Below are 21,455 nucleotides of genomic sequence, written 5' to 3'. Positions count from 1 at the left end.
CCCGCGTGTCGTATCGGTCCCGGGGACCGACGCCCTGGGCCATGCGGACCAGGACCGGCGACGCAGACGCGTTCAAGCCACACGGAAGCCCGGCGGGAGCCCGCTCGGACCGGCGCGGACCGGCTCAGATCGTCGCGGCGTCGATCACGAAGCGGTAGCGCACGTCGCTGGCGAGTACCCGCTCGTACGCCTCGTTGATCTGGTCGGCGCGGATCAGCTCGATCTCCGAGCCGAGGCCGTGCGCGGCGCAGAAGTCCAGCATCTCCTGGGTCTCCGCGATGCCTCCGATCATGGATCCGGCGAGGGTCTTGCCGCCGCCGATCACGGAGAAGAGGTTGAGGGAGACCGGCTCCTCCGGGGCGCCGACATTCACGAAGGCGCCCTCCGAGCGCAGCAGCCCCAGGTACTTGTCGAGCGGCAGCGGCGCCGAGACGGTGGAGAGGATCATGTCGAAGGAGCCGGCCAGCTGCTCGAAGGTGATGTCGTCGCTGGTCGCGTAGTAGTGGTCGGCGCCGAGCCGCTCGCCGTCGGCCTTCTTGCGCAGGGACTGCGAGAGGACGGTCACCTCGGCGCCCATGGCGTGCGCGATCTTGACGGCCATGTGGCCGAGACCGCCGAGGCCCACCACGGCGATCTTCTTGCCGGGGCCCGCGTTCCAGCGCTTGAGCGGGGAGTACGTGGTGATGCCGGCGCAGAGCAGCGGCGCGGCCACGTCCAGGGAGAGCCCGTCGGGGATGCGGACGGTGAACGCCTCGTCCACGACGATGTGCGTGGAGTAGCCGCCGTAGGTCGGCTCGCCGTTCTTGTCGAGCGCGTTGTACGTGGCGATGTTGCCCTGCGTGCAGTACTGCTCCAGGCCCGCCCGGCAGTTCTCGCACGTACGGCACGAGTCGACCATGCAGCCGACGCCCACGCGGTCGCCGACGGAGAACTTGGTGACACCGGGGCCGACCTCGGTCACGACTCCGGCGATCTCGTGGCCGGGCACCATCGGGAAGATGCCCTCGCCCCAGCCGTCACGGGCCTGGTGGATGTCCGAATGGCAGATACCGGCGTACTTGATGTCGATCAGGACGTCGGACTCGCCGACGGCGCGGCGCGGGACGGTGGTCCGCTCCAGGGGCGCGTCGGGGGCGGGAGCGGCGTAGGCGGCAACGGTGGTGATCTGCTGAGTCATGGCTACGACACTGCCACTGACCTGCGACTTCACCCAGACACCCGTTCTGCCTACGTCCAACGGTCCTACTACTGGCGGGGTCAGGCTCAGGGGCGTACGAACGGGGGTGGGGTGCGCACGAGCCGGGATAATGGAACGTATGGACGAGAGCCGCGAGAGCCGCGAGAGCCGCGAGACCCGCGACACCGCAGGGGCCGGGGCCCAGCACCCGCAAGGCCCGACGAGCGGCCCGGCGGTCGTGCCGCTGGACGGTCGTGCCGAGCTCAGTGAGTTCCTGCGCACCCGCAGGGCCCGGCTGCAGCCGCAGGACGTCGGGCTGCCCAGCTACGGGCGGCACCGCCGCGTGCCCGGCCTGCGTCGCGAGGAGCTGGCCCAGCTCGCGGGGGTCTCCGTCGCCTACTACACCCGCCTTGAGCAGGGCAACGGCCGCAACGTCTCCGTCGAGGTGCTCGACGCCATCGCGCGCGCCCTGCGCCTGACCGACGCCGAGCACGCCCACTTCACGCGGCTCGCGAAGCCGAAGTCCGTGAAGAAGAAGCGGGCCGCGCGCCCGCAGCACATGCGGCCCGCGCTGCAGCGGCTCCTCGACTCCATCGACGGCGTGCCCGCGTACGTCGTCGGCCGCCGCGCGGACATCCTCGCCTGGAACACGCTAGCGGCGGCACTCTTCGGCGACTGGGGCGAGCTGGCGCCGAAGGACCGCAACTGGGCGCGGATCTGCTTCCTGGACGCGCGCTCGCGCGACCTCTTCGTGGACTGGGACCAGAAGGCGTCCGACATCGTCGGCCACCTCCGTATGGACGCGGGCTGCTACCCCAACGACCCGCAGCTGTCCGCCCTGGTCGGCGAACTCTCCGTGAAGAGCGAGGAGTTCAGGGGCCTGTGGGCCACGCACGACGTACGGGAGAAGGGACATGGCACCAAGCGCATGCGGCACCCGCTGGTGGGCGACCTGACCCTGGCGTTCGAGACGCTGCGGCTGCCGGACGACTGCGACCAGTCGCTGATCATGTACCACGCGGAGCCGGACTCGGCGTCGGCGCAGGCGCTGCGGCTCCTCGCGAGCTGGGGCAGGGACGCGTCGTCGGTGGGCTCCGCGACGACGTAGCGGCGCGGCCCTGCCGACGCCCGTACCGGGTACGGGATTTCGCGGGCGGCGGAACGCCTGGCGCTGCCCCGGTGACCCGATCCCTCCTAGGCTGAGCGAGTGAGCAGCCAAGAGCGAGTGAGCAGCCAAGAGCGGCAGACGCAGACGCAGAAGCAGATGCAGAAGCAGAAGCCGAACGAGGGCCGTGTGATTCCGTTGCGGCCGGTCAAGACCGCGCCGACCACTGGGAGCGGGGAGGCGAAGGAGCCCCTCTGGCGGGACGTCGTAGGAGATGTCCTGCGCGGTGAGCGCCTCGCGCAGGAGCGCACCCTCAAGGACGTGGCCGAGGCCGCCCGGATCTCCATGCCGTACCTCTCCGAGCTGGAGCGTGGCCGCAAGGAAGCCTCCTCCGAGGTCCTCGCGGCCGCCGCCCACGCGCTCGGCCTGCGCCTGTCCGACCTGCTCTCCCTGGCCCACGGGCGCCTGGCCGGCCTCCCCCGTGCGAGGCCGGCCAGGGCGTCGTACCAGGGCGAGGTGCGCCTGGCCGCGTGACGCGCGGGGCTCGCGTCCTCAGGCGGCGACGGGTGCGACCCGCCTGCTGAGCACCTGATCGGCGAGCCCGTACGCGACGGCCTCCTGCGCGGTGAAGACCTTGTCCCGGTCCATGTCGGCGCGGAGCGTGGCGACGTCGTGGTGCGTGTGCCGGGACAGCACCTCCTCCACCTGGGAGCGGATCCGCAGCATCTCCTGCGCCTCCAGGGCGAGGTCGGACACCGTCCCTTGCCGGCCGCGGCTCGCGGGCTGACCGAGCAGCACGCGCGCGTGGTCGAGTACGAACCGCCGCCCGGGGTCGCCGCCGGCGAGCAGCACGGCGGCGGTGGAGGCGGCCTGCCCCACGCAGAAGGTGGAGATGGGCGCGGAGATGAAGCTCATGGTGTCGTAGATGGCCATGAGCGAAGTGAAGGAGCCGCCTGGTGAGTTGATGTAGATGGCCACCTCGCGCTCGGGGGCGGACGACTCCAGGTGGAGCAACTGGGCGATGACGGCGTTGGCGAAGCCGTCGTCGATCTCCGTCCCGAGGAAGATGATGCGCTCGGAGAGCAGTCGGCTGTAGACGTCGTACGCCCGTTCGCCGCCCTGCGGGGTGCGCTCGATGACGGTGGGAATCGTGTACTGACCCATTGCCGTACTCACTGCTGTACTCATCGCTGTACTCACTGCCGTCACCCCTCAGATCCCGAGCCCGATACGCCGCTTCGACCCGGCGGGCCGCACGTCCTCCAGGGACTCGACCACGCGGTCGACCATCCCGTACTCCTTGGCCTGCTCGGCGGTGAACCACCGGTCACGGTCGCCGTCCCGCGAGATCGTCTCCGGGCTCTGCCCGGTGTGCTCGGCGGTGATCCGCTCGACGGCCCTCTTCGTGAAGTCCAGGTTCTCGGCCTGGATGGCGATGTCGGCGGTGGTGCCGCCGATGCCCGCCGACGGCTGATGCATCATGATCCGCGCGTTGGGCAGCGCGAACCGCTTGCCGTGCGTGCCCACGCTCAGCAGGAACTGCCCCATGCTGGCGGCGAACCCCATGGCGAGGGTGGCGACGTCGTTCGGGATGAGCCGCATGGTGTCGTAGATGGCGAGCCCGGCGGTGACGGAGCCGCCGGGGCTGTTGATGTAGAGGCTGATGTCGGTCTTCGGGTCCTCCGCCGACAACAGCAGCATCTGCGCGCAGACGCGGTTGGCGGAGACCTCGTCGACCTGCGTCCCGAGGAACACGATCCGCTGGTTGAGCAGCTGCGCGGCGAGATGGTCGTCGAACCGCGACGGAGCGGTGTCCCCGTCCTCCCCCCGCGGCCGCGCCACCGTGTCCCAGCCACTGCCGAGTACTGACATCGGACCTCCCTGAAGTACCGCGGCTCCCGACGCCGCGCTGTGCCTCCACTGTTGCCCGACGGGGGCGCGGCCGTCAGGAATCTCGGCTGGGGGCAGATTCGCTGACGGCAGAGCGGCCTCACACCCGGCGGATCGTCACCGGTCACCGGTCACCGGGCACAGCCGCGACTCCGCGCGCACGCGCCTGTTCGTGCAGCTCACGCACCACTTCGAGGAGGACCGCGCGTACGTGGTGCCGCGTCCTGCCCCGGGTCTTGACGGCGTGGCAGTTCGGGCAGAGGGCGATCATCTGGCTCGGGTGATCGCGGCCGTCTCCGGCGATCTCGACGATGTGGTCGACCTCCAGCAGGGCGTCCCCGGCGTCCGTCACATCGGCGGGGTGCGGGACGCCTGGAACCCGTACTGCCGAAGAAACACACTCCGACCGAGTCGGTCGAACTCCTCGACGGCCCGCAGGACTTCCGCTCTGCCTATGTCACTCAGCGCCATGGCGCCACGATAGACGCGGCCGCCCGATACGCGGGTGGGCCGGTTCGGGGCGGGTCGGTTCGCGGACCGGTCAGCTCTCGCTCGGAGCCGGAGCGACCCGTCGGGCAGGCCCGGCCCAGTTCGTCTCCGACGGGGTGTCCAGGAGGGCGCCCGTGCCGCCGATGCCGCAGTAGCCGTCGGAATGCTTGTCGAGGTATTGCTGACGGTACCTCTGCCTTTCAGGCAGTATTAAGACTCCCCGACAGGCAGAGGGTGTTTGACATGATCAAAGGTGATCAGTTAATCCCGGTGGTGGCTTACGCGAGGATCTCGGCTGACCTGGAGAGGGACGGCCACGGGGTCGAGGACCAGCACAACGTCAACGACGAGACTGCGGCAGCGCTCGGCCTGAGGATTGTGCACTACTACACCGACAACGATCTCTCGGCAGCGAAGGCCGCTGTCGTGCGCCCTGACTTCGAGGAGATGTTGCGGACCCTCAAGGCCGGACAACTCCCGGACGGCCAAGAGGTGCGTGGGGCGATCGTCGTCGCGGATGACCGACTGGTGCGGCGGGTCGGCGACTACGAACGGTTCGTGGACGCTCTGACGCACGACGACGGTCGGGTCTATGCGGACGCCAAGGGGATCAAAGACCTCTATAACGAAGACGTCGAGTCCATGGGACTGTTCGGGGTCGTCATCGCGAAGGCGGAAGTACGCAAGATCAAGCGGCGCACGCGTCGCTCGCACCGTCGCCGTGCCGAGCAGGGCATTCCCGTTGGCGGTACGCGGCCGTTCGGTTGGAAGGCGGACAAGCGGACGCTTGAGCCGGAGGAAGCCGAACTATTGGCCAAAGCGGCGCGCGAAGTGATCGCGGGGAAGTCGCTCCACTCCGTCCTCGCCGCATGGAGTGATGAGGGCGTGCGGACTGTCCACGGGAACGTGTGGCGAAGCCGATCGCTCAAACTCTCCCTCTGGAATCCCCGATTGTGTGGATGGAGAAGGCACAACGGAGACCTGGTCAGAGACGCTGGCGGTGTCCCAGTGGTGGGGCAGTGGGAACCCATCATCACGCCGAAAGAATGGATGGCCATCGATGCCCTCTTCTCCGCTCGGCTTGGCCCCAACATCAAGGCAGATGGCGCAATCACCGACTACCGGACTCCCTCGCATCTTCTGACTGGAATTCTCCGATGCGGAAAGCCGAAGGCCGATGGGCAGATCTGCAACGCTCCCTTGAGGGCGAGTACCAGGGCAGACCTTTCAGGTGGATACCTCTATCAGTGCCCGAGTCGGTCCATGGGCGGTTGTGGGGGCAGTGCCCGTAACGGAACCAAGGTAGATGAGTACATCACGGAGGCTGTACTCGCGAAGCTGGAGGAGCGTGCAGCCGTCAAGAGCGAGACGGACTCTGTGTGGAGTGGAGAGGACGAGCTCAACCGTTTGATGGCCAAGCAGCGGAAGATGTTGCAGGTGTGGCAGGAGGACCAGATCTCGGATGAGCTGTTCTTCCCTGAGAACCACAAGATGGAGTCCCGCATCAAGGAACTGCGCAAGGAGCGCACGCAGCATGCCTTGCGTGTTCAGAGGGCTTCGGTGGTGACTGAGGACGTTCGGGAGCAGTGGGAGTCAGGCAGGCTCGATATGGCGCAAAAGCGTGCGCTCATTCGCGAGGCGCTTCACGCTGTGATCGTCCGGCCTGTGGGCGGAGGTGGTAGGCGCCCGTTCAATCCTGACCTACTCGACCCCAAGTGGACCGAGGGATAGAGCATCGGTTATTCAGCCGAGTCGGCGTGGCCGATGACCCTTATGGCGGATTCGCTTTCCGTCACATTCATCGATTAGGTCGACGCCGAGAATCGTTGATATGCGAAGCCAACGCTCTTCGCTCCGAGCTGGTGCTTTGGCCGCTTGTACCTTCCCCCATTCCCGAGGGTTCGGGTGAGTAATTCTCTCCACCCCGGCCCCTCACAAAGCTCGTCCTCTCGTGCCACCCGAGCCAGCTGACGGGACTGCGCGAGATCTTCGGCGATGCCTGCGGTGAAGAGGGCAGCGCCGGGGGTGTGGCCGGAGCCGAAGTAGCGCCAGGCGGATTCCTTGATCAGGTTCGGTCGTCGTCCTGTCTGGGGCCGCCACGCGCGTAGGCGGCCCGTTCCTTGCGCAAGGCCGCGTACGTGGTCGAGTAACGGCGGGACCTGGTCAGGATGTGGCCCCGGTATCCGAGCGTGTGAGCCCAGGCGCGCAAGTCGCAGGGATGCCAGTTCCACCAGGCCGCCCAGGCGCCAGCAGGTGCCCATCAGGGCCCGGATGTGAGGCGGAACGACCGCAGCCCGGACATCCGTCAAACTTTTCACCGCGTAATCGAGTCCGGCCCCGGTGTCGGCGGCACTCTTGGACACGCACCTGGCCACGTAGGCGGCCGCCGCGTCATCGCTAAGGCCGTAGTCATCGCCGAACCCGTGGATCGGCCGCACACCGCAACCACGCCGCGCAGACTCGAGCCCTCCACGCCTACCTCCGCTGGCGCAACGCGAACGCCCGCCATCCCGACGTACTGGCTGTGGAAGTTCGCGTACTTCCCCATCCTGAACTTCCCCGGATTGGCCATGGGGATGACGGAGCGCCACCTCGGTGCCCCTGGGGACGACGGCTCGGCTCCCTCGTCCCCTGCGGCGCCAGGGTTTCCCGGGCCGCTCGATAGCCGACCGTCGTTTGGGCTGGTCAGGACTGTCCAGGGTGGCCGAAGGCCAGTGCGCAGCACCGCCGCAGGCGCCCTTGACCGGCCTGACCAGCCCCACACTCAGCAGTCGGGCGGCTCGTCATGGACTTCAGCCCAGGTGGGGAATTACGCGGTGCTCCAGGTGCTGATGTGGGGAAATTGCATGAACGTCCACACTGGCCGCCCAACGCCGCGAACGCGCATGTACCCGCAGCGAGAAGGGCATCCGCTGGGGCGGCCGAAGTCAGGCAGCCGCCGCCTAAAACTGCCCGCACTCCCCGGCGGCCAACCACTACGGTGGGATACATGCCCGAGCCCTCCGTGCGGGATTTCTACGACGATTTGGCCCACGACTACCACCTGATGTTCCGGGACTGGGACGCAAGCATGGCCTACCAGGCCGAGGTATTGGGCGGGCTCGTCCGCCAATCTCTCGGCGCGGCACCGCACACCGTCCTGGACTGCTCGTGCGGGATCGGCACCCAGGCCATCGGGCTGGCCCTGGCCGGGCACCAGGTCATCGGCAGCGACCTGAGCCCGGTCGCCGCCGCACGGGCCGCCGCCGAGGCGGCGGCCCGCGGGAGCCGGCTTCCGGCCGCTGCGGCTGACATGCGCAAACTGCCCTTCAAAAATACGTCCTTCGACGTCGTCCTCTGCGCGGACAACTCGCTCCCGCACCTACTCTCCGGGCAAGATCTCCAGGCGGCACTCCTCGGCATGAGCCGGGTGCTCCGAGACGACGGACTGTTGATGATCACTGTCCGGGCCTATGCCGAGACGCGCCAGACCAGACCCACGGCGACACCTCCCCAGGTCTCGGAAACACGCGACGGCCAAGTGATCACCTTCCAGCTGTGGCACTGGCATGAAGACGGCGAGCGCTACGACCTGGAGCACTTCCAGCTCATCCCCGCGGAGAACACCTGGCATGTCCGAGTCCGCCGGAACACCTACTGGGCGCTGACGCCCCCGCAGCTGACAGAGTTCGTGGCTGAAGCCGGCTTCACCAACATCACCTGGCACAGTCCGGCCTCCAGCGGGTACTACCAGCCCGTGCTCACCGCACGGCGCGCTCCCTCAGCGCAGTAGTCCAGACATCGGTTCCGCCCTGCCTACTTGCAACAAGCAGTTATGTGGATCTTCCTGTCGTGCCCTCTGAGCCGATAACCCGCGTCGCGGGCTGAGTCAACAGGACGGTCTTACAGCCGTGAGACGCTGATCCACTGCTGCCCCCTGTGACCTGTTAGGTCAGTGGACGGCGACGCCAGGTACCAGCGCCACTAGCCCGGACAGGAAGCTGCCTGCTGCTGCCAACGTGACGAGGGTCCCCTTGCCGTCTGTGAACAGCCCAGAGCAGAACTCCCGTACGCGCCGTCGGAAGATCAGCATCTTGAGCTTCTGCCATCGATGCTGGTGGATATGGCAGCCCATGAGGATGCCGGATGCGTTGTTGCGGCAGCCGTCCTTACGTCCTCTGACCGGAGCTCCGCAGATCACCGGGGCTTGGAAGAAGGACCAGAGGAGGACCAGGGCGGACAGGGCGACGATCGCCGCCGGGCCCGCTGCCTCATTGATCCACGCGGCGATGAGTAGGGCGCCGGCCAAGACGCCCCACCACTGCCCCAAGCCACCAAGCAGACTGCCCTTTGCCCCCGAAGTCGCCATGTCTGTAAGCGTGACGGTGCGCAAGATGATTCACGCCGTAAGCGGGCGATATGGCCGAATAGCACTTCAGGACGGCTAGGGCCTTGCGTAGACAGGGCGCTGAACGCGCATGGAACGGCTGTGCCGCCGTACTGACTCCCAGTCGGCGGCACAGTCTGTTCGGTCGAGCGGGAGCTGAAGGCCTACTGTTCCGTGGCCGGAGGCGCCGGAGCGATTCCCGTCGGGCAGGCCCGTCCCCAGTTCGTCTCCGACGGGCTGTCCAGCTCAAGGCCAGTCCCGCCTATCCCGCAGTACCCGTCCGGGTTTTTGCTGCTCGAAAGATACTGCTGGTGGTACGGCTCGGCCGGCCAGAAGGGCCTGGGTTCGGCCGGGAGGACCGTTGTCGTGATCGTGCCGTGGCCCGCTGCCGTCAGGACCCGCTGGTAGGCCTCCAGGGACGCCTTCGCCCCTGCCTCCTGCTCGGGGGAGTGCGTGTAGATCGCCGAGCGGTACTGCGTGCCGACGTCGTTGCCCTGGCGGAAGCCCTGCGTGGGGTTGTGGGACTCCCAGAAGAGCTTCAGGAGCGCCGCGTACGAGACCTTGGACGGGTCGAAGACGACGCGTACCGCCTCCGTGTGGCCCGTCAGGCCGGAGCAGACCTCTTCGTAGGAGGGGTTCTCGGTGTAGCCGCCCTGGTAGCCGACGTACGTCGTCCAGACGCCGTCCGTCTGCCAGAACTTGCGCTCCGCGCCCCAGAAGCAGCCCAGCGCGAAGTCCGCGATCTCCAGGCCTTCGGGGTAGGGGCCGAGCAGCGCGTTGCCGAGGACCGTGTGGCGCGAGGGGACCTCGAATTCCGGGGTGGCCCGGCCCTTCAGGGCCTGCTCGGGGGTGGGGAGCTCGGGCGTGCGGCCGAAGATCATGCGGGTCTCTCCTCGTGCGGGGCCTGACAGGGGCGCGCTGGCGTGCCTTGGGGTGCCTTGGGGTGCATCAAGGGAACGTGCGGGTGGGGCCCGGCATTCCGCACGGGCACCACTCAGTGCGGCAGCGTCGCCGGGCTGCCGCCGTTCGCCTCGTACCCCGCCACCGCCAGCGCGCGGTACACCGCGTAGCCCTCGGCCGGGTCGGGGGAGAGGCTCCAGGGCAGGGCCCCGACGTAGCCGTCCACGTGCACCAGCTGGTTCATCGCCTCCGACCAGCGCTCGCAGCGGACCAGGAAGAAGACCAGGAGATGGCGGACGTGCGCCAGCATCGGGTCGTCCGCGCGCGCGGCGTGCACCGCGAAGAGGGCGCCCTCCATGGCCTTGGTGACGACCTCGCTCTCGTAGAAGCCGCGGACCAGATTGACCTCGGGCATGTGTTCGTAGACGGCGAAGAGCGGGAGCGCCGCGAGGAGGGAGGCCTGGGGGGCGCGGGCCGCGGCGGCCTCCGCGAAGTTGTACGCGAGCTCGCGCGAGCCGTGCCACTTCTCGCACCAGTAGTGCAGCGCCGCCAGATGCGCGCCCATGTGCGCGGGCGCGCGGTCCAGGATCTTCAGCCACAGCTGCTCGAACTCCTCGCGGGGATACGCGAGGCCGCGCGCGATGGAGAGCTCGATGATGTACGGGACGGGGTCACCGGGAGAGAGCAGCGCCGCCTGCGCGCACGCCTCCTTGGCCTCCTCCAGAATGATCCGGAACTCGTCCGTCCCCTGGGCGGCGGTCCGCCACGCCTGCTGCACGAGGAACTCCGCGTGCACCGCGGCGCCCCCCGCGTCCTTGGGCGCCTCGGCCCGCCACACCCGCAGCCACTGCCCGCCGGGGCTCTCACTCACGCCACCGGGCCGCCGCTGGAGCTCCAGCGAGGCCGCGCCCGCGAACGCCTGCACCCGCTGCCAGCGCCGCTCGCCGTGCGTCTCCGTGCCCGCGAGCAGCTGTGAGGCGGCCTTCCACTCCTGCGTGCGCTGCACGAGGTCGAGGACTTCGAGGAGATCGGCGTCCGGCCCCGGCATGCGGATGTCCAGCTCCTCCTGGCGCAGAAAGCCGTAGTTCGCCGGGTCGGCGGCGTCCGGGGAGCCGGGGTCGACCTGCCGGATTCCGCCGCGCCTGCGCAGCAGCACGGGCCCGAGGACCGCACCGATCATGATCACCGCGAACAGGAACCAGAGAATCTCCATGACACAAGCGAACCAGACGGGTCCGACAATTGGCGAACCTGCCGGGACGTACCCGTACCGACCGGGCGGAACGACCCGTACGGTCGGGCGGCGGAAGTGCCTTCGCGCGCACTACGCTCAGGCCGCATGACTGACTTGCACAGCACCCCCGGCACGCAGAGTTTCGAGACCGTGGCGATCCACGCGGGCAACACGGCCGACCCGCTCACCGGCGCCGTCGTCCCGCCCATCTACCAGGTATCGACCTACAAGCAGGACGGCGTCGGCGGCCTGCGCGGCGGCTACGAGTACAGCCGCAGCGCGAACCCGACGAGGACCGCCCTGGAGGAGAACCTGGCCGCACTGGAGGGCGGCCGCCGAGGGCTCGCCTTCGCGTCCGGCCTGGCAGCCGAGGACTGCCTCCTGCGCGCGCTGCTCGGCCCGGGGGACCACGTGGTCATCCCCAACGACGCGTACGGCGGCACGTTCCGCCTCTTCGCCAAGGTCGTCTCGCGCTGGGGCGTCGAGTGGTCCGTGGCCGACACCTCCGACCCGGAGGCCGTGCGGGCCGCGCTGACCGACCGCACGAAGCTGATCTGGGTGGAGACCCCCTCCAACCCGCTGCTCGGCATCACCGACATCGCCGCGGTCGCGCAGATCGCCCGCGAGGCCGGGGTGCGCCTCGTCGTCGACAACACCTTCGCGAGCCCCTACCTCCAGCAGCCGCTGGCGCTCGGCGCGGACATCGTCGTGCACTCCATGACGAAGTACATGGGCGGCCACTCGGACGTCGTCGGCGGCGCGCTGGTCGTCGACGACGCGGAGCTCGGCGAGGAGCTGGCGTACCACCAGAACGCGATGGGCGCCGTGGCCGGGCCCTTCGACGCCTGGCTTGTGCTGCGCGGCATCAAGACCCTCGCGGTGCGCATGGACCGGCACAGCGAGAACGCGACCAAGGTCACCGAGATGCTGTCCCGGCACGCGCGCGTGACGCGCGTCCTGTACCCGGGCCTTTCGGAGCACCCCGGTCACGAGATCGCCGCCAAGCAGATGAAGGCGTTCGGCGGCATGGTGTCGTTCCAGGTCGAGGGCGGCGAGGAGGCGGCCGTCGAGGTCTGCAACCGCGCCAAGCTCTTCACCCTGGGGGAGTCCCTGGGCGGTGTCGAGTCCCTGATCGAGCACCCGGGCCGCATGACGCACGCCTCGGTGGCCGGCTCGGCCCTGGAGGTCCCGGCGGACCTCGTGCGTCTCTCGGTGGGCATCGAGTCGGCGGACGACCTCCTGGCAGACCTGAAGCAGGCACTGGGCTAGCCGGGTCAGCCCCTACGGCGCCTGGTGACGCGGGGCAGACGGGTGGGCGGCCTGGAACACCCGCCCACCCGCTACCAGCGGGTAAGAGGCGGGGTCGTATCCGCGGGCCGCTCCACCCAGGGCTCGGCCACGGACGCCCACACCGCGAACGCGACAACGGCGGCCACCAGGAGGAGCCACAGAATCCGCCGCATCACCCGGCGCCGCCGCAACATCCGCCCGCCCCGCCGCACCGCCTCACCGAAGAGCTCCGGCGGCACCGGCGGCTGCGTACCCTCCAGGAGACGCCGGACGGCGATCTCCTTGCGCTCGTACTGACTCATGACGGCACCGCCCGACTCATGACGGGCCCGCCCGGCTCATGAGGGCACCGCCCCGCTCAGCGCCCGCGCCGGCGCCGGTCCGCGCGGCGGGTGCAGGACCGTCGCCATCGCGCGGGCGCAGATCGACGAGACCCGGTCGGCGGGCAGACCGAGGAGCGCCGCGGTCTGCTCCTCGGCCACCCCTTCGTACATCCGGAGCACGAGAATCAGCCGCTCCTGGGAGCTGAGCCGCTCCAGGACCCCGCCGTGGCCGCGGTGGTGGCGCCAGGCGCCCCGCGCGAAGCGGACGGCGACCTGCTGGCGCGTGCGGTCGTAGGGGTCCTCGCCACGCAGCCGGTCCCACGTCGCGTACGTATGCGCGAGGGCGGCGGTCAGCAGGGCACGCGCGCGTGGGTTGTCGTCCGGGGGCTCGGCGGTGAGCAGGGTCGCGGCATGCAGGAGCCGCCCTGCCGCGCCCGCGACGAACGCCTCGAACTCCCGGGCACGGCGGGCGCTCTGGAGCGCCTGCCGTTCTCGCACCGCGCCTCCCGGCCTGAAGGAAGGGGGGTCCCGGTCTCATATGAGGCCAGGCGCGGGGCCGGGGTCAAGACTCCGGAGTGGCCGGAACCTCACCGCCGGGCGCCGCGTGTGACGTCTGGCGCGCCGAGAGGGCGGAATTGAAGCGTGTGAGGAGCGCGCAGAAGCTCTCGCGCTCCTCCGGGTCCCAGTCCTGCGTCAACTCGGCCATCAGCTCGCGCCGCGACGAACGCACCTCGTCGAGCCGGGCCTGGCCGCGCGGCGACAGCTGGAGCACCACGGCACGCCCGTCCTCGGGGTGCGAGGTGCGTTTGACGAGTCCGGTGTCGACCAGCGGGGCGACCTGCCGCGTGACCGTCGACGAGTCGATGCCCATGCTCGCGGCGAGCGCCTTGACACCCATCGGGCCCTCCTTGTCGAGGCGGTTGAGCAGCAGATACGCGGCGCGGTCCATGGAGTTGCGGACCTGGCCTACGCCGCCGAGGCGGGTCTGCTCCGCGCGGCGGGCGAAGACCGCCACCTGGTGCTGCAGGCTGTCGAGAAGGCCGGGTTCACTGGCGGTCGTCATGTCCGGAGTTGTGGGCATGGCCGGGGGCTCACTTCATGCGAGGGCGGTGGGTTGGGGGACAGGGTACGCGGACACGGCGCGTACCGTACCTGCGCTGCGCAAACCTACGCGCAGAACGGTCTCGTCCCTTGGTCACGGCGAGAGGTCTCGCGCGTCGGCTGCGAGACTTGCCGGCATGAGCTACCGCACGCCTGACTCCTTGCCGACGGTCACCCTCGACGATGTGCGCGGCGCGTGGAAGATGCTCTCCGGAGTGGCCAGGACCACGGCGATGGAGGGCAGCAGGCACCTGTCGCAGCTGGTGGGCGCCCCCGTGCACCTCAAGTGCGAGAACCTCCAGCGCACCGGCTCGTTCAAGCTGCGCGGCGCGTACGTACGGATCGCCGGCCTGCTCCCCGAGGAGCGCGCCGCCGGTGTCGTCGCCGCCAGCGCGGGCAACCACGCGCAGGGCGTGGCCCTGGCGTCCTCGCTGCTCGGCGTGCGCTCCACGGTGTTCATGCCGGCCGGGGCGCCGCTGCCCAAGGTCGCCGCCACCCGGGAGTACGGCGCCGAGGTCCGCCTGCACGGCCAGGTCGTCGACGAGACGCTGGCCGCCGCGCAGGAGTACGCGCGTGAGACGGGTGCCGTGTTCATCCACCCCTTCGACCACCCCGACATCATCGCCGGGCAGGGCACGGTCGGCCTGGAGATCCTGGAGCAGTGCCCGGAGCTGCGCACCCTCGTCGTCGGCGTGGGGGGCGGCGGCCTCGCGGCGGGCATCGCGGTGGCGGTCAAGGCGCTGCGCCCGGACGTGCGGCTGGTCGGCGTGCAGGCGGCGGGCTCCGCGGCCTATCCGCCCTCGCTCGCCGCCGGTCACCCGGTGTCGATCGTCAACCCCGCGACCATGGCCGACGGCATCAAGGTCGGACGCCCCGGCGACGTGCCGTTCCAGCTGATCGAGGAGCTGGTCGACGACATCGTGACGGTCTCCGAGGACGAGCTCTCCAGCGCCCTGCTGCTCTGCCTGGAGCGCGCCAAGATGGTCGTCGAACCGGCGGGCGCGAGCCCCGTCGCGGCCCTGCTGAGCAGCCCGAAGTCGTTCGAGGGCCCCGTGGTCGCGCTGCTCTCCGGCGGCAATGTGGACCCGCTCCTCATGCAGCGGATCCTGCGCCAGGGCATGGCGGCGGCGGGCCGCTATCTGTCGCTGCGGCTACGCCTGACGGACCGCCCCGGCGCCCTCGCCACGCTCCTCGGCGTGCTGACCGTGGTCGACGCCAACGTCCTCGACGTGAGCCACGTACGCACTGATCCGCGCCTCGGACTGACGGAGGCCGAGGTGGAGCTGCATCTGGAGACGAAGGGGCCCGAGCACTGCGCGGAGGTGGGCACGGCGCTGCGCGAGGCGGGTTACACGGTCATCGGCTGACATCCAAGCTTTTCCCCAGGAAAGGACTCACATGCCAGGCGCCATCTACGCCGAAGGCCTGGTGAAGACCTTCGGCGACGTAAGGGCTCTGGACGGCGTCGATCTCGATGTCCCGGAAGGCACCGTGCTCGGACTCCTTGGGCCGAACGGCGCGGGGAAGACCACCGCGGTCCGCTGTCTGACGACGCTCCTTACACCCGACAGCGGCAAGGCCGTCGTCGCGGGCATCGACGTCCTCAAGCACCCGAACGAGGTGCGCAGGTCGATCGGCCTTTCCGGGCAGTTCGCCGCCGTGGACGAGTACCTGACGGGCCGCGAGAACCTCCGGATGGTGGGGCAGCTCTACCAGCTGAAGGCCAAGGAGGCCAAGGCGAGGGCGGCCGAGCTGCTCGACCGGTTCCACCTCGCCGACGCCGCCGACCGCCCCTCCAAGACGTACTCGGGAGGCATGCGCCGCCGACTGGACCTCGCGGCCGCGCTCGTCGTCTCGCCGCCCGTGATGTTCATGGACGAGCCCACCACCGGCCTCGACCCGCGCAACCGCCAGCAGCTGTGGGAGGTCATCCAGGAGCTCGTCGCGGGCGGTACGACGCTGCTGCTGACCACCCAGTACCTCGAAGAGGCCGACCATCTGGCGCACGACATCTGCGTCGTCGACCACGGCCGCGTCATCGCCCGCGGCACCTCCGACCAGCTCAAGGCCAGGACCGGCGGCGAGCGCGTCGAGGTCGTGGTGCACGAACGCGAGCACATCGCCACCGCCGCCGAGGCCCTGCGCGGCTTCGGCAAGGGCGACGTCGCGGTCGCCGTCGCCGAGCACACGCGCAAGCTCACCGTGCCCGTCACCGGCGGCGCCAAGCTGCTCGCCGAGGTGATCCGCGAGCTCGACATCCGCGGCGTCGGGATCGACGACATCGGGCTGCGCCGCCCGACCCTCGACGACGTCTTCATCTCCCTCACCGGCCATGCCGCCGAGCTGGAGGCCGACAAGTGAGCACCGTCTCCGACACCGTACGCAAGGCGGGCCCCAGGCCCACGGGCGGCATCGGCCAGTCCGTCAGGGACTCCCTGGTCGTCGCCCGACGGAATCTGATCCGGATGACCAGGATTCCCGAGATGGTCCTTTTCGGGGTCATCCAGCCGGTCATGTTCGTGGTGCTGTTCAGCTACGTGTTCGGCGGCTCCATGAAGATCGGCACCAGCACCGACCCCTCCGTCTACCGCAACTTCCTGATGGCGGGCATCTTCGCGCAGACCGTCACCTTCGCGACCGCCGGCGCCGGGGCCGGTATCGCCGACGACATGCACAAGGGCCTCATCGACCGCTTCCGGTCGCTGCCCATGGCGCGCGGCGCGGTCCTCACCGGGCGCACCATCGCCGACCTCGTGCAGACCGCGCTGACCCTGCTCGTCCTCGCGATCGTGGCGCTGCTCGTCGGCTGGCGCGCCCACGAGGGCGTGGGAAAGGCCCTCGGCGCCTTCGGGCTTCTGCTCCTGCTCGGCTACGCCTTCACCTGGGTCGGCGCGCTCATCGGCCTCTCGGTGCGCACCCCGGAGGCGGCCACTTCAGGCGGCCTGATCTGGCTCTTCCCGGTCACGTTCATCTCGAACGCGTTCGTGGACTCCCGCCAGATGACGCCGTGGCTGCGCCATGTCGCCGACTGGAACCCCTTCAGCGCGACCGTCCAGGCCTGCCGTGAGCTCTTCGGGAACCCCGGCGTCTCCGGGTCCACGGCCTGGCCCATGGAGCATCCGGTCTGGGCCTCGGTGATCTACTCGGTCCTGATCGTCCTGATCTTCCGCACCCTGGCGGTCCGCAAGTACCGCTCGGCGACGGCCTGACACGCGACCACACGCGACCTGGCCCCCGCACGCGAAGTGCGGGGGCCAGGTCGCCAGGTCCGGTGCGGTCACGCCTGGTACGGCTTGGCCTCAAGGATCTTGACGGAGGCGAGCTTGCCGTTCGGCAGTTCGTACTGCGCGTTCTCGCCGATCTTCTTGCCGTTCACGCCGGTGCCCAGCGGGGACTGCGGCGAGTACGTCTCGATCTCGTCGCTCGCGTACTCCCGGGAGGCGAGCAGGAACGTCACGGTGTCGTCCTCGTCGCCGTCGAAGGCGATGGTCACGACCATGCCGGGCGCCACCACGCCGTCGGCGGCCGGGGCCTCACCGACCTTGGCGGTCTCCAGGAGCTGGGTCAGCTGGCGGACGCGGAGCTCCTGCTTGCCCTGCTCCTCCTTGGCCGCGTGGTACCCGCCGTTCTCGCGCAGGTCCCCCTCCTCGCGCGCTGCCGCGATCTTGGCTGCGATCTCGGTGCGCGCGGGACCAGACAGGTACTCCAGCTCGGCCTTGAGCTGGCTGTACGCCTCCTGGGTCAGCCAGGTGACGTTCTCGCTGGTCTGGGTCACAGGTGCTCCTCGTAGGTACTGGGAATACAAAGCATCGCCCTACCCAGAAGGATGTTCCCTCACGGGTGGGCGAAACCACGAGCCTAACAATTCAGGTGCGCCAAGGGGAGGACATAAGCCATCAGAATCACGTCAGCGCTGGTGAGGCCCGCAAAGGCGGCCTCGGGACCGCCGTGTCAGTCGGAGTGGCAGCCGAGCAGCTCGACGCTGGTCGCCTTCGCGGTCGTACGGAGTGTGACGACCTTGTCGACACGGCCCTCGCGCTGGTCGAAGCGGAAGTCCGCGCGGCCCACCTCGGCGCCGGACTCGGCCTGCGAGCGCAGGGTGCAGTAGCCCTTGACGTCGGCGTCCTTGCGCACTTCGAGGTGCGCCTTGACGGTGCTGGCCGAAACGACGTCGAACTTGATGACCTCGGCGCTGACCTTCGTACCGTTGACGTAGTCGTAGCCGAACCAGCCGACGACGCCGAGCAGGACGACGCCGAGCACGGAGCCGATGATCCGCAGCTTGCGGTCGGCGGCCTCGTCGGCCGTGCGCGAGCGGCCGTACCGCCCCTCGGGAAGGCCCGTGGAGGAGCCCTCGGAAGGCCCCTCGGGGAGCTTCGAACCCACCGCCGCCATGATCGTCCTCCAGGAACAGGGGATGCCGGAATTTTCCGCCCCCCGGTTCCGTCACTATAGAAGCCGCGTGTTGCGCCGGATCACGAGGGCGCCCGACAACTTGAGGATCGAGTCTTGACTGAGCAGCTGCGTTTGATGGCCGTTCACGCCCACCCCGACGACGAGTCGAGCAAGGGCGCGGCCACCATGGCCAAGTACGTGTCCGAGGGGGTGGACGTGCTCGTCGTGACCTGCACGGGCGGTGAGCGCGGCGACATCCTCAACCCGAAGCTCCAGGGTGACACCTACATCCAGGAGCACATCCACGAGGTGCGCAAGAAGGAGATGGACGAGGCGCGCGAGATCCTCGGCGTCAAGCAGGAGTGGCTCGGCTTCGTCGACTCGGGGCTGCCCGAGGGCGACCCGCTGCCGCCGCTGCCCGAGGGCTGTTTCGCCCTGGAGGACGTGGACAAGGCCGCCGGTGAGCTGGTGCGCCAGATCCGTTCCTTCCGTCCGCAGGTCATCACGACGTACGACGAGAACGGCGGGTATCCGCACCCCGACCACATCATGACCCACAAGATCAGCATGGTGGCGTTCGAGGGCGCGGCGGACCCCGAGAAGTACCCCGAGAGCGAGTACGGCCCGGCCTTCCAGCCGCAGAAGCTCTACTACAACCAGGGCTTCAACCGCCCGCGCACCGAGGCGCTGCACCAGGCGATGCTCGACCGCGGCCTGGAGTCGCCGTACGGGGACTGGCTCAAGCGCTGGGACGAGTTCGAGCGGGTCGAGCGCACGCTGACCACGCACGTCCCGTGCGCCGACTTCTACGAGATCCGCGACAAGGCCCTGATCGCGCACGCCACGCAGATCGACCCCGACGGCGGCTGGTTCCGCGTCCCGATGGAGCTCCAGAAGGAGGTCTGGCCCACGGAGGAGTACGAGCTGGCGAAGTCGCTCGTCGATACTTCCCTCCCCGAGGACGACCTCTTTGCGGGCATCCGCGACAATGCCTAGCGTGAACGCACATCTGGCAATGACGCATCTCGTCCCTCTTGCCAAGGAGGTCGACGACGACAAGGTGACCCCCGGCGTCCTCGGATTCATCGTCTTCGCGGTGATGGCCCTGGCCGTGTGGGGCCTGATGAAGTCGATGAACCGGCACATGGGCAAGGTCGACTTCAAGGAGCCGGAGACGGCCGGTACGGGCGAGAAGCGCGCCGACAAGGAGACCTAGAGGGACCCAGTTTCCGCCAGGTTCGCGTATTGGGTCGCGGTTTCGGGCTGAATTGCCAAGATGGCTGCTGTCCCCGTGGGGCGCCGGCCCCGGCTTGCCGGGCGGGCGCCCGCATGCAGCGTCATCCAGGGAAGGAAAGCCCGATGGCGAACGAGCTCAAGTACGGCGACCAGATCCATCTGCAGAACGGCTACAACGGCTGGCAGGGCGGCTACCTCGACACCAACGGCCACAGCACCGCTTCGGGCGGCAAGTACCAGGTGTCGACCACCGCCACACCCACCCGCGCCAAGGGCACGGGCACCTGGGAGATCCTCTCCGCGTCCGGCAAGGCGTCCGGCCAGCCCGTGGCCAGCGGTGATGTCGTGTACCTGCGCAACCTCTACGGCGGCGACGGCGGCTACCTCGACACCAACGGCCACGCGAGCGACGTGCAGAAGAACGCGGGCGCGAAGTACGACGTGTCCACCTCCGAGGCCCGGGACCGGGCCGCGGGCACCGGCCGCTGGCGGATCTTCGCCCAGGCGTCGAGCCCGGCCGACCAGAACGTCAGGGCGGGCGACATCGTCCACCTGTGGAACCTGTACGGCGACAACGGTGGCTTCCTGGAGACCAACAACGTGACCACGGCGAGCGGTGGCAAGTACGACCTGTGCACCAACGCGTACTTCAACCGCAGCTCGGATGTCGGTATCTGGAAGATCCACAGGGCTCAGGCCTGACCAGCACGCTCCGCATGCCGTGGGCCCTGGCCGCTGACTGCGGCCAGGGCCCATGTGCCTTGTTGCCCTGTCAGCGGCACAGGGCCTCGTCCACGATTCCCTCGACGCGCTCCATGACCGCCTTGTCGCTCGGCTGAGTGGTCACCGCGACGTTGACGGCGCGGCCGTCGTCGGTGACGCCGCCACGGGTCTGGTAGCCCGTGGTGCTGCCGCCGTGGCCCCAGTAGACGTCGTCGCGGCACGACAGGGGCGTGCTCACGAGCCCCAGGCCGTAGCGGGCGCCGGAGGCGAAGGGGGCCCCGGCGGGGACGGTGGTGCGCATCTGGGCGAGCTGGGCCTCCGGGAGGAGGCGGCCGCCGAGGAGCGCGGTGTAGAACCGGTTCAGGTCGGAGTTGGTGGAGATCAGCTGACCTGCCGCCCAGCCCCATGAGGGGTCCAGCTCCGTGCCGTCGAGCAGCGGCCCGCCCGGTGCGTTCCGGTAGTAGCCCTTGGGGTGGGGCTCCCGGATGGTGGAGTCACCGGGGGCGGGGAAGTAGGTGTGGCGCAGCCCGACGGGCTTGATGACGCGCCGTTCCATCTCCGCGGCGAGGCGGTGTCCTGTGACCTTCTCGATGATCAGGCCGGCCAGTACGTAGTTCGTGTTGCTGTACCCCCACTTCTCCCCGGGGTCGAAGTCGGCCTTGTGCTGGAGGGCGATGTCGAGGAGATCGTGAGGGGCGTAGTACCTGGGCTCGTCGGCGAGGTACTTGACGTAGTCGGGAAGTCCGCTGGTGTGCTGGAGGAGCTGGCGGACGGTGATGCGGCGTCCGTCGATGCCGTCCCCGCGGACGAGGCCCCGCAGGTGCGTGTCGACCCGGTCGTCGAGGCCGACCTTGCCTTCCGCGACCAGTTGCAGCATGACCACCGCGGTGAACGCCTTGGTGTTGCTGCCGATCCGCACCTGGCCGTCCCGGGGCACCTTCGAGCCGGTGGCCAGGTCGCCGACACCGGCGGTGTAGGTGCGGGTGCGACCCTCTCGGCTCTTCACGTCCCGGCTCTGCACGCTCGCCAGCGCGGCCGGCACGCCGTCGGAGTGGACCAGCGCGTTCAGGCCCTGCTGGACGCGGTCCGGCCTGGCGGACGCCGCCGGGGACGCCGCGGCGGGCGGCGCCAGGGCGCCCAGCGTCAGCACGCCGACGGCCACCGCGGCCGTGGCCGACACGACCGCGCGCCGACCGCCCAGCCGCCCGGGAGAACGAAACCTCTGC

The 21,455-nt window shown here is 69.4% G+C and carries 24 protein-coding genes and 2 pseudogenes; 12 read left to right on the top strand and 14 right to left on the bottom strand.

The annotated features are described in order from the left end of the window. Nucleotides 1-124 precede the first annotated feature (124 nt). Complete coding sequence (locus tag ACWDVB_RS30465) at nucleotides 125-1,177, bottom strand: NAD(P)-dependent alcohol dehydrogenase (RefSeq protein WP_451514990.1); 1,053 nt, start codon at nucleotides 1,175-1,177, stop codon at nucleotides 125-127. Between the two features lie 139 nt (nucleotides 1,178-1,316). Here ACWDVB_RS30465 and ACWDVB_RS30460 point away from each other — a divergent pair, with 139 nt between their 5' ends. Then, nucleotides 1,317-2,285, top strand: coding sequence for a helix-turn-helix domain-containing protein (locus tag ACWDVB_RS30460; protein ID WP_451514991.1), 969 nt, complete (start codon nucleotides 1,317-1,319; stop codon nucleotides 2,283-2,285). Nucleotides 2,286-2,441: 156 nt separating this feature from the next. Beyond that, nucleotides 2,442-2,816: a helix-turn-helix domain-containing protein gene (locus ACWDVB_RS30455; RefSeq protein ID WP_451515038.1), complete on the top strand. Its 375-nt coding sequence runs from the start codon at nucleotides 2,442-2,444 to the stop codon at nucleotides 2,814-2,816. Between the two features lie 18 nt (nucleotides 2,817-2,834). Here the strand turns inward: ACWDVB_RS30455 and ACWDVB_RS30450 are convergent, their stop codons facing one another. From ACWDVB_RS30450 to ACWDVB_RS30440, 3 genes are all read right to left on the bottom strand, one after another. Beyond that, nucleotides 2,835-3,446, bottom strand: coding sequence for a ClpP family protease (locus tag ACWDVB_RS30450; RefSeq protein ID WP_451515039.1), 612 nt, complete (start codon nucleotides 3,444-3,446; stop codon nucleotides 2,835-2,837). Between the two features lie 48 nt (nucleotides 3,447-3,494). Next, the gene (locus ACWDVB_RS30445; RefSeq protein ID WP_451514992.1) at nucleotides 3,495-4,154 is read right to left on the bottom strand and encodes a ClpP family protease; all 660 of its coding nucleotides are present in this window, start codon (nucleotides 4,152-4,154) and stop codon (nucleotides 3,495-3,497) included. Between the two features lie 142 nt (nucleotides 4,155-4,296). Beyond that, nucleotides 4,297-4,524 (bottom strand): HNH endonuclease, encoded by a 228-nt coding sequence (locus tag ACWDVB_RS30440; RefSeq protein WP_451514993.1) that lies wholly within the window; start codon nucleotides 4,522-4,524, stop codon nucleotides 4,297-4,299. A 380-nt stretch (nucleotides 4,525-4,904) separates the two neighbouring features. Between ACWDVB_RS30440 and ACWDVB_RS30435 the strand changes: the two genes are divergently transcribed. Further along, complete coding sequence (locus ACWDVB_RS30435) at nucleotides 4,905-6,392, top strand: recombinase family protein (RefSeq protein ID WP_451514994.1); 1,488 nt, start codon at nucleotides 4,905-4,907, stop codon at nucleotides 6,390-6,392. Between the two features lie 334 nt (nucleotides 6,393-6,726). Here the strand turns inward: ACWDVB_RS30435 and ACWDVB_RS30430 are convergent. Then, nucleotides 6,727-7,099: pseudogene (locus ACWDVB_RS30430) on the bottom strand (replication initiator). A 5-nt stretch (nucleotides 7,100-7,104) separates the two neighbouring features. On the opposite strand from ACWDVB_RS30430, the pseudogene ACWDVB_RS30425 reads away from it, so the two are divergent. Beyond that, nucleotides 7,105-7,191, top strand: a pseudogene (locus tag ACWDVB_RS30425) (integrase); the annotation flags it as partial. Between the two features lie 459 nt (nucleotides 7,192-7,650). Further along, on the top strand, nucleotides 7,651-8,433 hold the full coding sequence (locus ACWDVB_RS30420; protein ID WP_451514995.1) for a class I SAM-dependent methyltransferase: 783 nt from the start codon (nucleotides 7,651-7,653) through the stop codon (nucleotides 8,431-8,433). A 159-nt stretch (nucleotides 8,434-8,592) separates the two neighbouring features. On the opposite strand, the gene ACWDVB_RS30415 is transcribed toward ACWDVB_RS30420, so the two are convergent. From ACWDVB_RS30415 to ACWDVB_RS30405, 3 genes are all read right to left on the bottom strand, one after another. Further along, nucleotides 8,593-9,009, bottom strand: a complete 417-nt coding sequence (locus tag ACWDVB_RS30415) for a hypothetical protein (RefSeq protein WP_451514996.1) — start codon at nucleotides 9,007-9,009, stop codon at nucleotides 8,593-8,595. Nucleotides 9,010-9,191: 182 nt separating this feature from the next. Then, nucleotides 9,192-9,908: a peptide-methionine (S)-S-oxide reductase MsrA gene (gene msrA, locus ACWDVB_RS30410; RefSeq protein ID WP_451514997.1), complete on the bottom strand. Its 717-nt coding sequence runs from the start codon at nucleotides 9,906-9,908 to the stop codon at nucleotides 9,192-9,194. Nucleotides 9,909-10,021: 113 nt separating this feature from the next. After that, nucleotides 10,022-11,140: a hypothetical protein gene (locus tag ACWDVB_RS30405; protein ID WP_451514998.1), complete on the bottom strand. Its 1,119-nt coding sequence runs from the start codon at nucleotides 11,138-11,140 to the stop codon at nucleotides 10,022-10,024. A gap of 126 nt (nucleotides 11,141-11,266) precedes the next feature. Between ACWDVB_RS30405 and ACWDVB_RS30400 the strand changes: the two genes are divergently transcribed. After that, nucleotides 11,267-12,430 (top strand): cystathionine gamma-synthase, encoded by a 1,164-nt coding sequence (locus ACWDVB_RS30400; protein WP_451514999.1) that lies wholly within the window; start codon nucleotides 11,267-11,269, stop codon nucleotides 12,428-12,430. 71 nt (nucleotides 12,431-12,501) lie between these two features. Here ACWDVB_RS30400 and ACWDVB_RS30395 read toward each other — a convergent pair whose 3' ends face one another. From ACWDVB_RS30395 to ACWDVB_RS30385, 3 genes are all read right to left on the bottom strand, one after another. Further along, nucleotides 12,502-12,753 carry a hypothetical protein gene (locus ACWDVB_RS30395; RefSeq protein WP_451515000.1) on the bottom strand — a complete coding sequence of 84 codons (252 nt, stop codon included), beginning with the start codon at nucleotides 12,751-12,753 and terminating at the stop codon, nucleotides 12,502-12,504. A gap of 36 nt (nucleotides 12,754-12,789) precedes the next feature. After that, nucleotides 12,790-13,272, bottom strand: coding sequence for a sigma factor-like helix-turn-helix DNA-binding protein (locus tag ACWDVB_RS30390; RefSeq protein ID WP_451515001.1), 483 nt, complete (start codon nucleotides 13,270-13,272; stop codon nucleotides 12,790-12,792). Nucleotides 13,273-13,336: 64 nt separating this feature from the next. Continuing rightward, nucleotides 13,337-13,855, bottom strand: a complete 519-nt coding sequence (locus ACWDVB_RS30385) for a MarR family winged helix-turn-helix transcriptional regulator (protein WP_451515002.1) — start codon at nucleotides 13,853-13,855, stop codon at nucleotides 13,337-13,339. 157 nt (nucleotides 13,856-14,012) lie between these two features. On the opposite strand from ACWDVB_RS30385, the gene ilvA reads away from it, so the two are divergent. Genes ilvA through ACWDVB_RS30370 form a run of 3 tightly spaced genes read left to right on the top strand, consistent with a single transcriptional unit; the run spans nucleotide 14,013 to nucleotide 17,084 of the window. Continuing rightward, nucleotides 14,013-15,242: a threonine ammonia-lyase gene (gene ilvA, locus ACWDVB_RS30380; protein ID WP_451515003.1), complete on the top strand. Its 1,230-nt coding sequence runs from the start codon at nucleotides 14,013-14,015 to the stop codon at nucleotides 15,240-15,242. Between the two features lie 31 nt (nucleotides 15,243-15,273). Then, the gene (locus ACWDVB_RS30375; protein WP_451515004.1) at nucleotides 15,274-16,236 is read left to right on the top strand and encodes an ATP-binding cassette domain-containing protein; all 963 of its coding nucleotides are present in this window, start codon (nucleotides 15,274-15,276) and stop codon (nucleotides 16,234-16,236) included. Continuing rightward, nucleotides 16,233-17,084, top strand: a complete 852-nt coding sequence (locus ACWDVB_RS30370) for an ABC transporter permease (RefSeq protein WP_451515005.1) — start codon at nucleotides 16,233-16,235, stop codon at nucleotides 17,082-17,084. The genes ACWDVB_RS30375 and ACWDVB_RS30370 overlap by 4 nt, the downstream gene beginning before the upstream one ends. Before the next feature lie 68 nt (nucleotides 17,085-17,152). On the opposite strand, the gene greA is transcribed toward ACWDVB_RS30370, so the two are convergent. Together greA and ACWDVB_RS30360 are read right to left on the bottom strand one after the other, a co-directional pair. Then, nucleotides 17,153-17,650, bottom strand: a complete 498-nt coding sequence (gene greA, locus ACWDVB_RS30365) for a transcription elongation factor GreA (RefSeq protein WP_451515006.1) — start codon at nucleotides 17,648-17,650, stop codon at nucleotides 17,153-17,155. Between the two features lie 176 nt (nucleotides 17,651-17,826). After that, nucleotides 17,827-18,261: a DUF4307 domain-containing protein gene (locus tag ACWDVB_RS30360; protein WP_451515007.1), complete on the bottom strand. Its 435-nt coding sequence runs from the start codon at nucleotides 18,259-18,261 to the stop codon at nucleotides 17,827-17,829. Between the two features lie 123 nt (nucleotides 18,262-18,384). Between ACWDVB_RS30360 and mca the strand changes: the two genes are divergently transcribed. From mca to ACWDVB_RS30345, 3 genes are all read left to right on the top strand, one after another. Continuing rightward, nucleotides 18,385-19,266: a mycothiol conjugate amidase Mca gene (gene mca / locus ACWDVB_RS30355; protein WP_451515008.1), complete on the top strand. Its 882-nt coding sequence runs from the start codon at nucleotides 18,385-18,387 to the stop codon at nucleotides 19,264-19,266. 19 nt (nucleotides 19,267-19,285) lie between these two features. Further along, nucleotides 19,286-19,486 carry a hypothetical protein gene (locus tag ACWDVB_RS30350; protein WP_451515040.1) on the top strand — a complete coding sequence of 67 codons (201 nt, stop codon included), beginning with the start codon at nucleotides 19,286-19,288 and terminating at the stop codon, nucleotides 19,484-19,486. A 143-nt stretch (nucleotides 19,487-19,629) separates the two neighbouring features. Beyond that, nucleotides 19,630-20,208 carry a hypothetical protein gene (locus ACWDVB_RS30345; RefSeq protein ID WP_451515009.1) on the top strand — a complete coding sequence of 193 codons (579 nt, stop codon included), beginning with the start codon at nucleotides 19,630-19,632 and terminating at the stop codon, nucleotides 20,206-20,208. A gap of 70 nt (nucleotides 20,209-20,278) precedes the next feature. On the opposite strand, the gene ACWDVB_RS30340 is transcribed toward ACWDVB_RS30345, so the two are convergent. Further along, the gene (locus ACWDVB_RS30340) at nucleotides 20,279-21,409 is read right to left on the bottom strand and encodes a serine hydrolase domain-containing protein (RefSeq protein ID WP_451612002.1); all 1,131 of its coding nucleotides are present in this window, start codon (nucleotides 21,407-21,409) and stop codon (nucleotides 20,279-20,281) included. Nucleotides 21,410-21,455: the final 46 nt, after the last annotated feature.

The organism is Streptomyces sp. NPDC003379 (assembly GCF_053589195.1).
The sequence above is the reverse complement of the archived record's forward strand: the minus strand, read 5'-3'. Positions and strand labels throughout refer to the sequence as shown.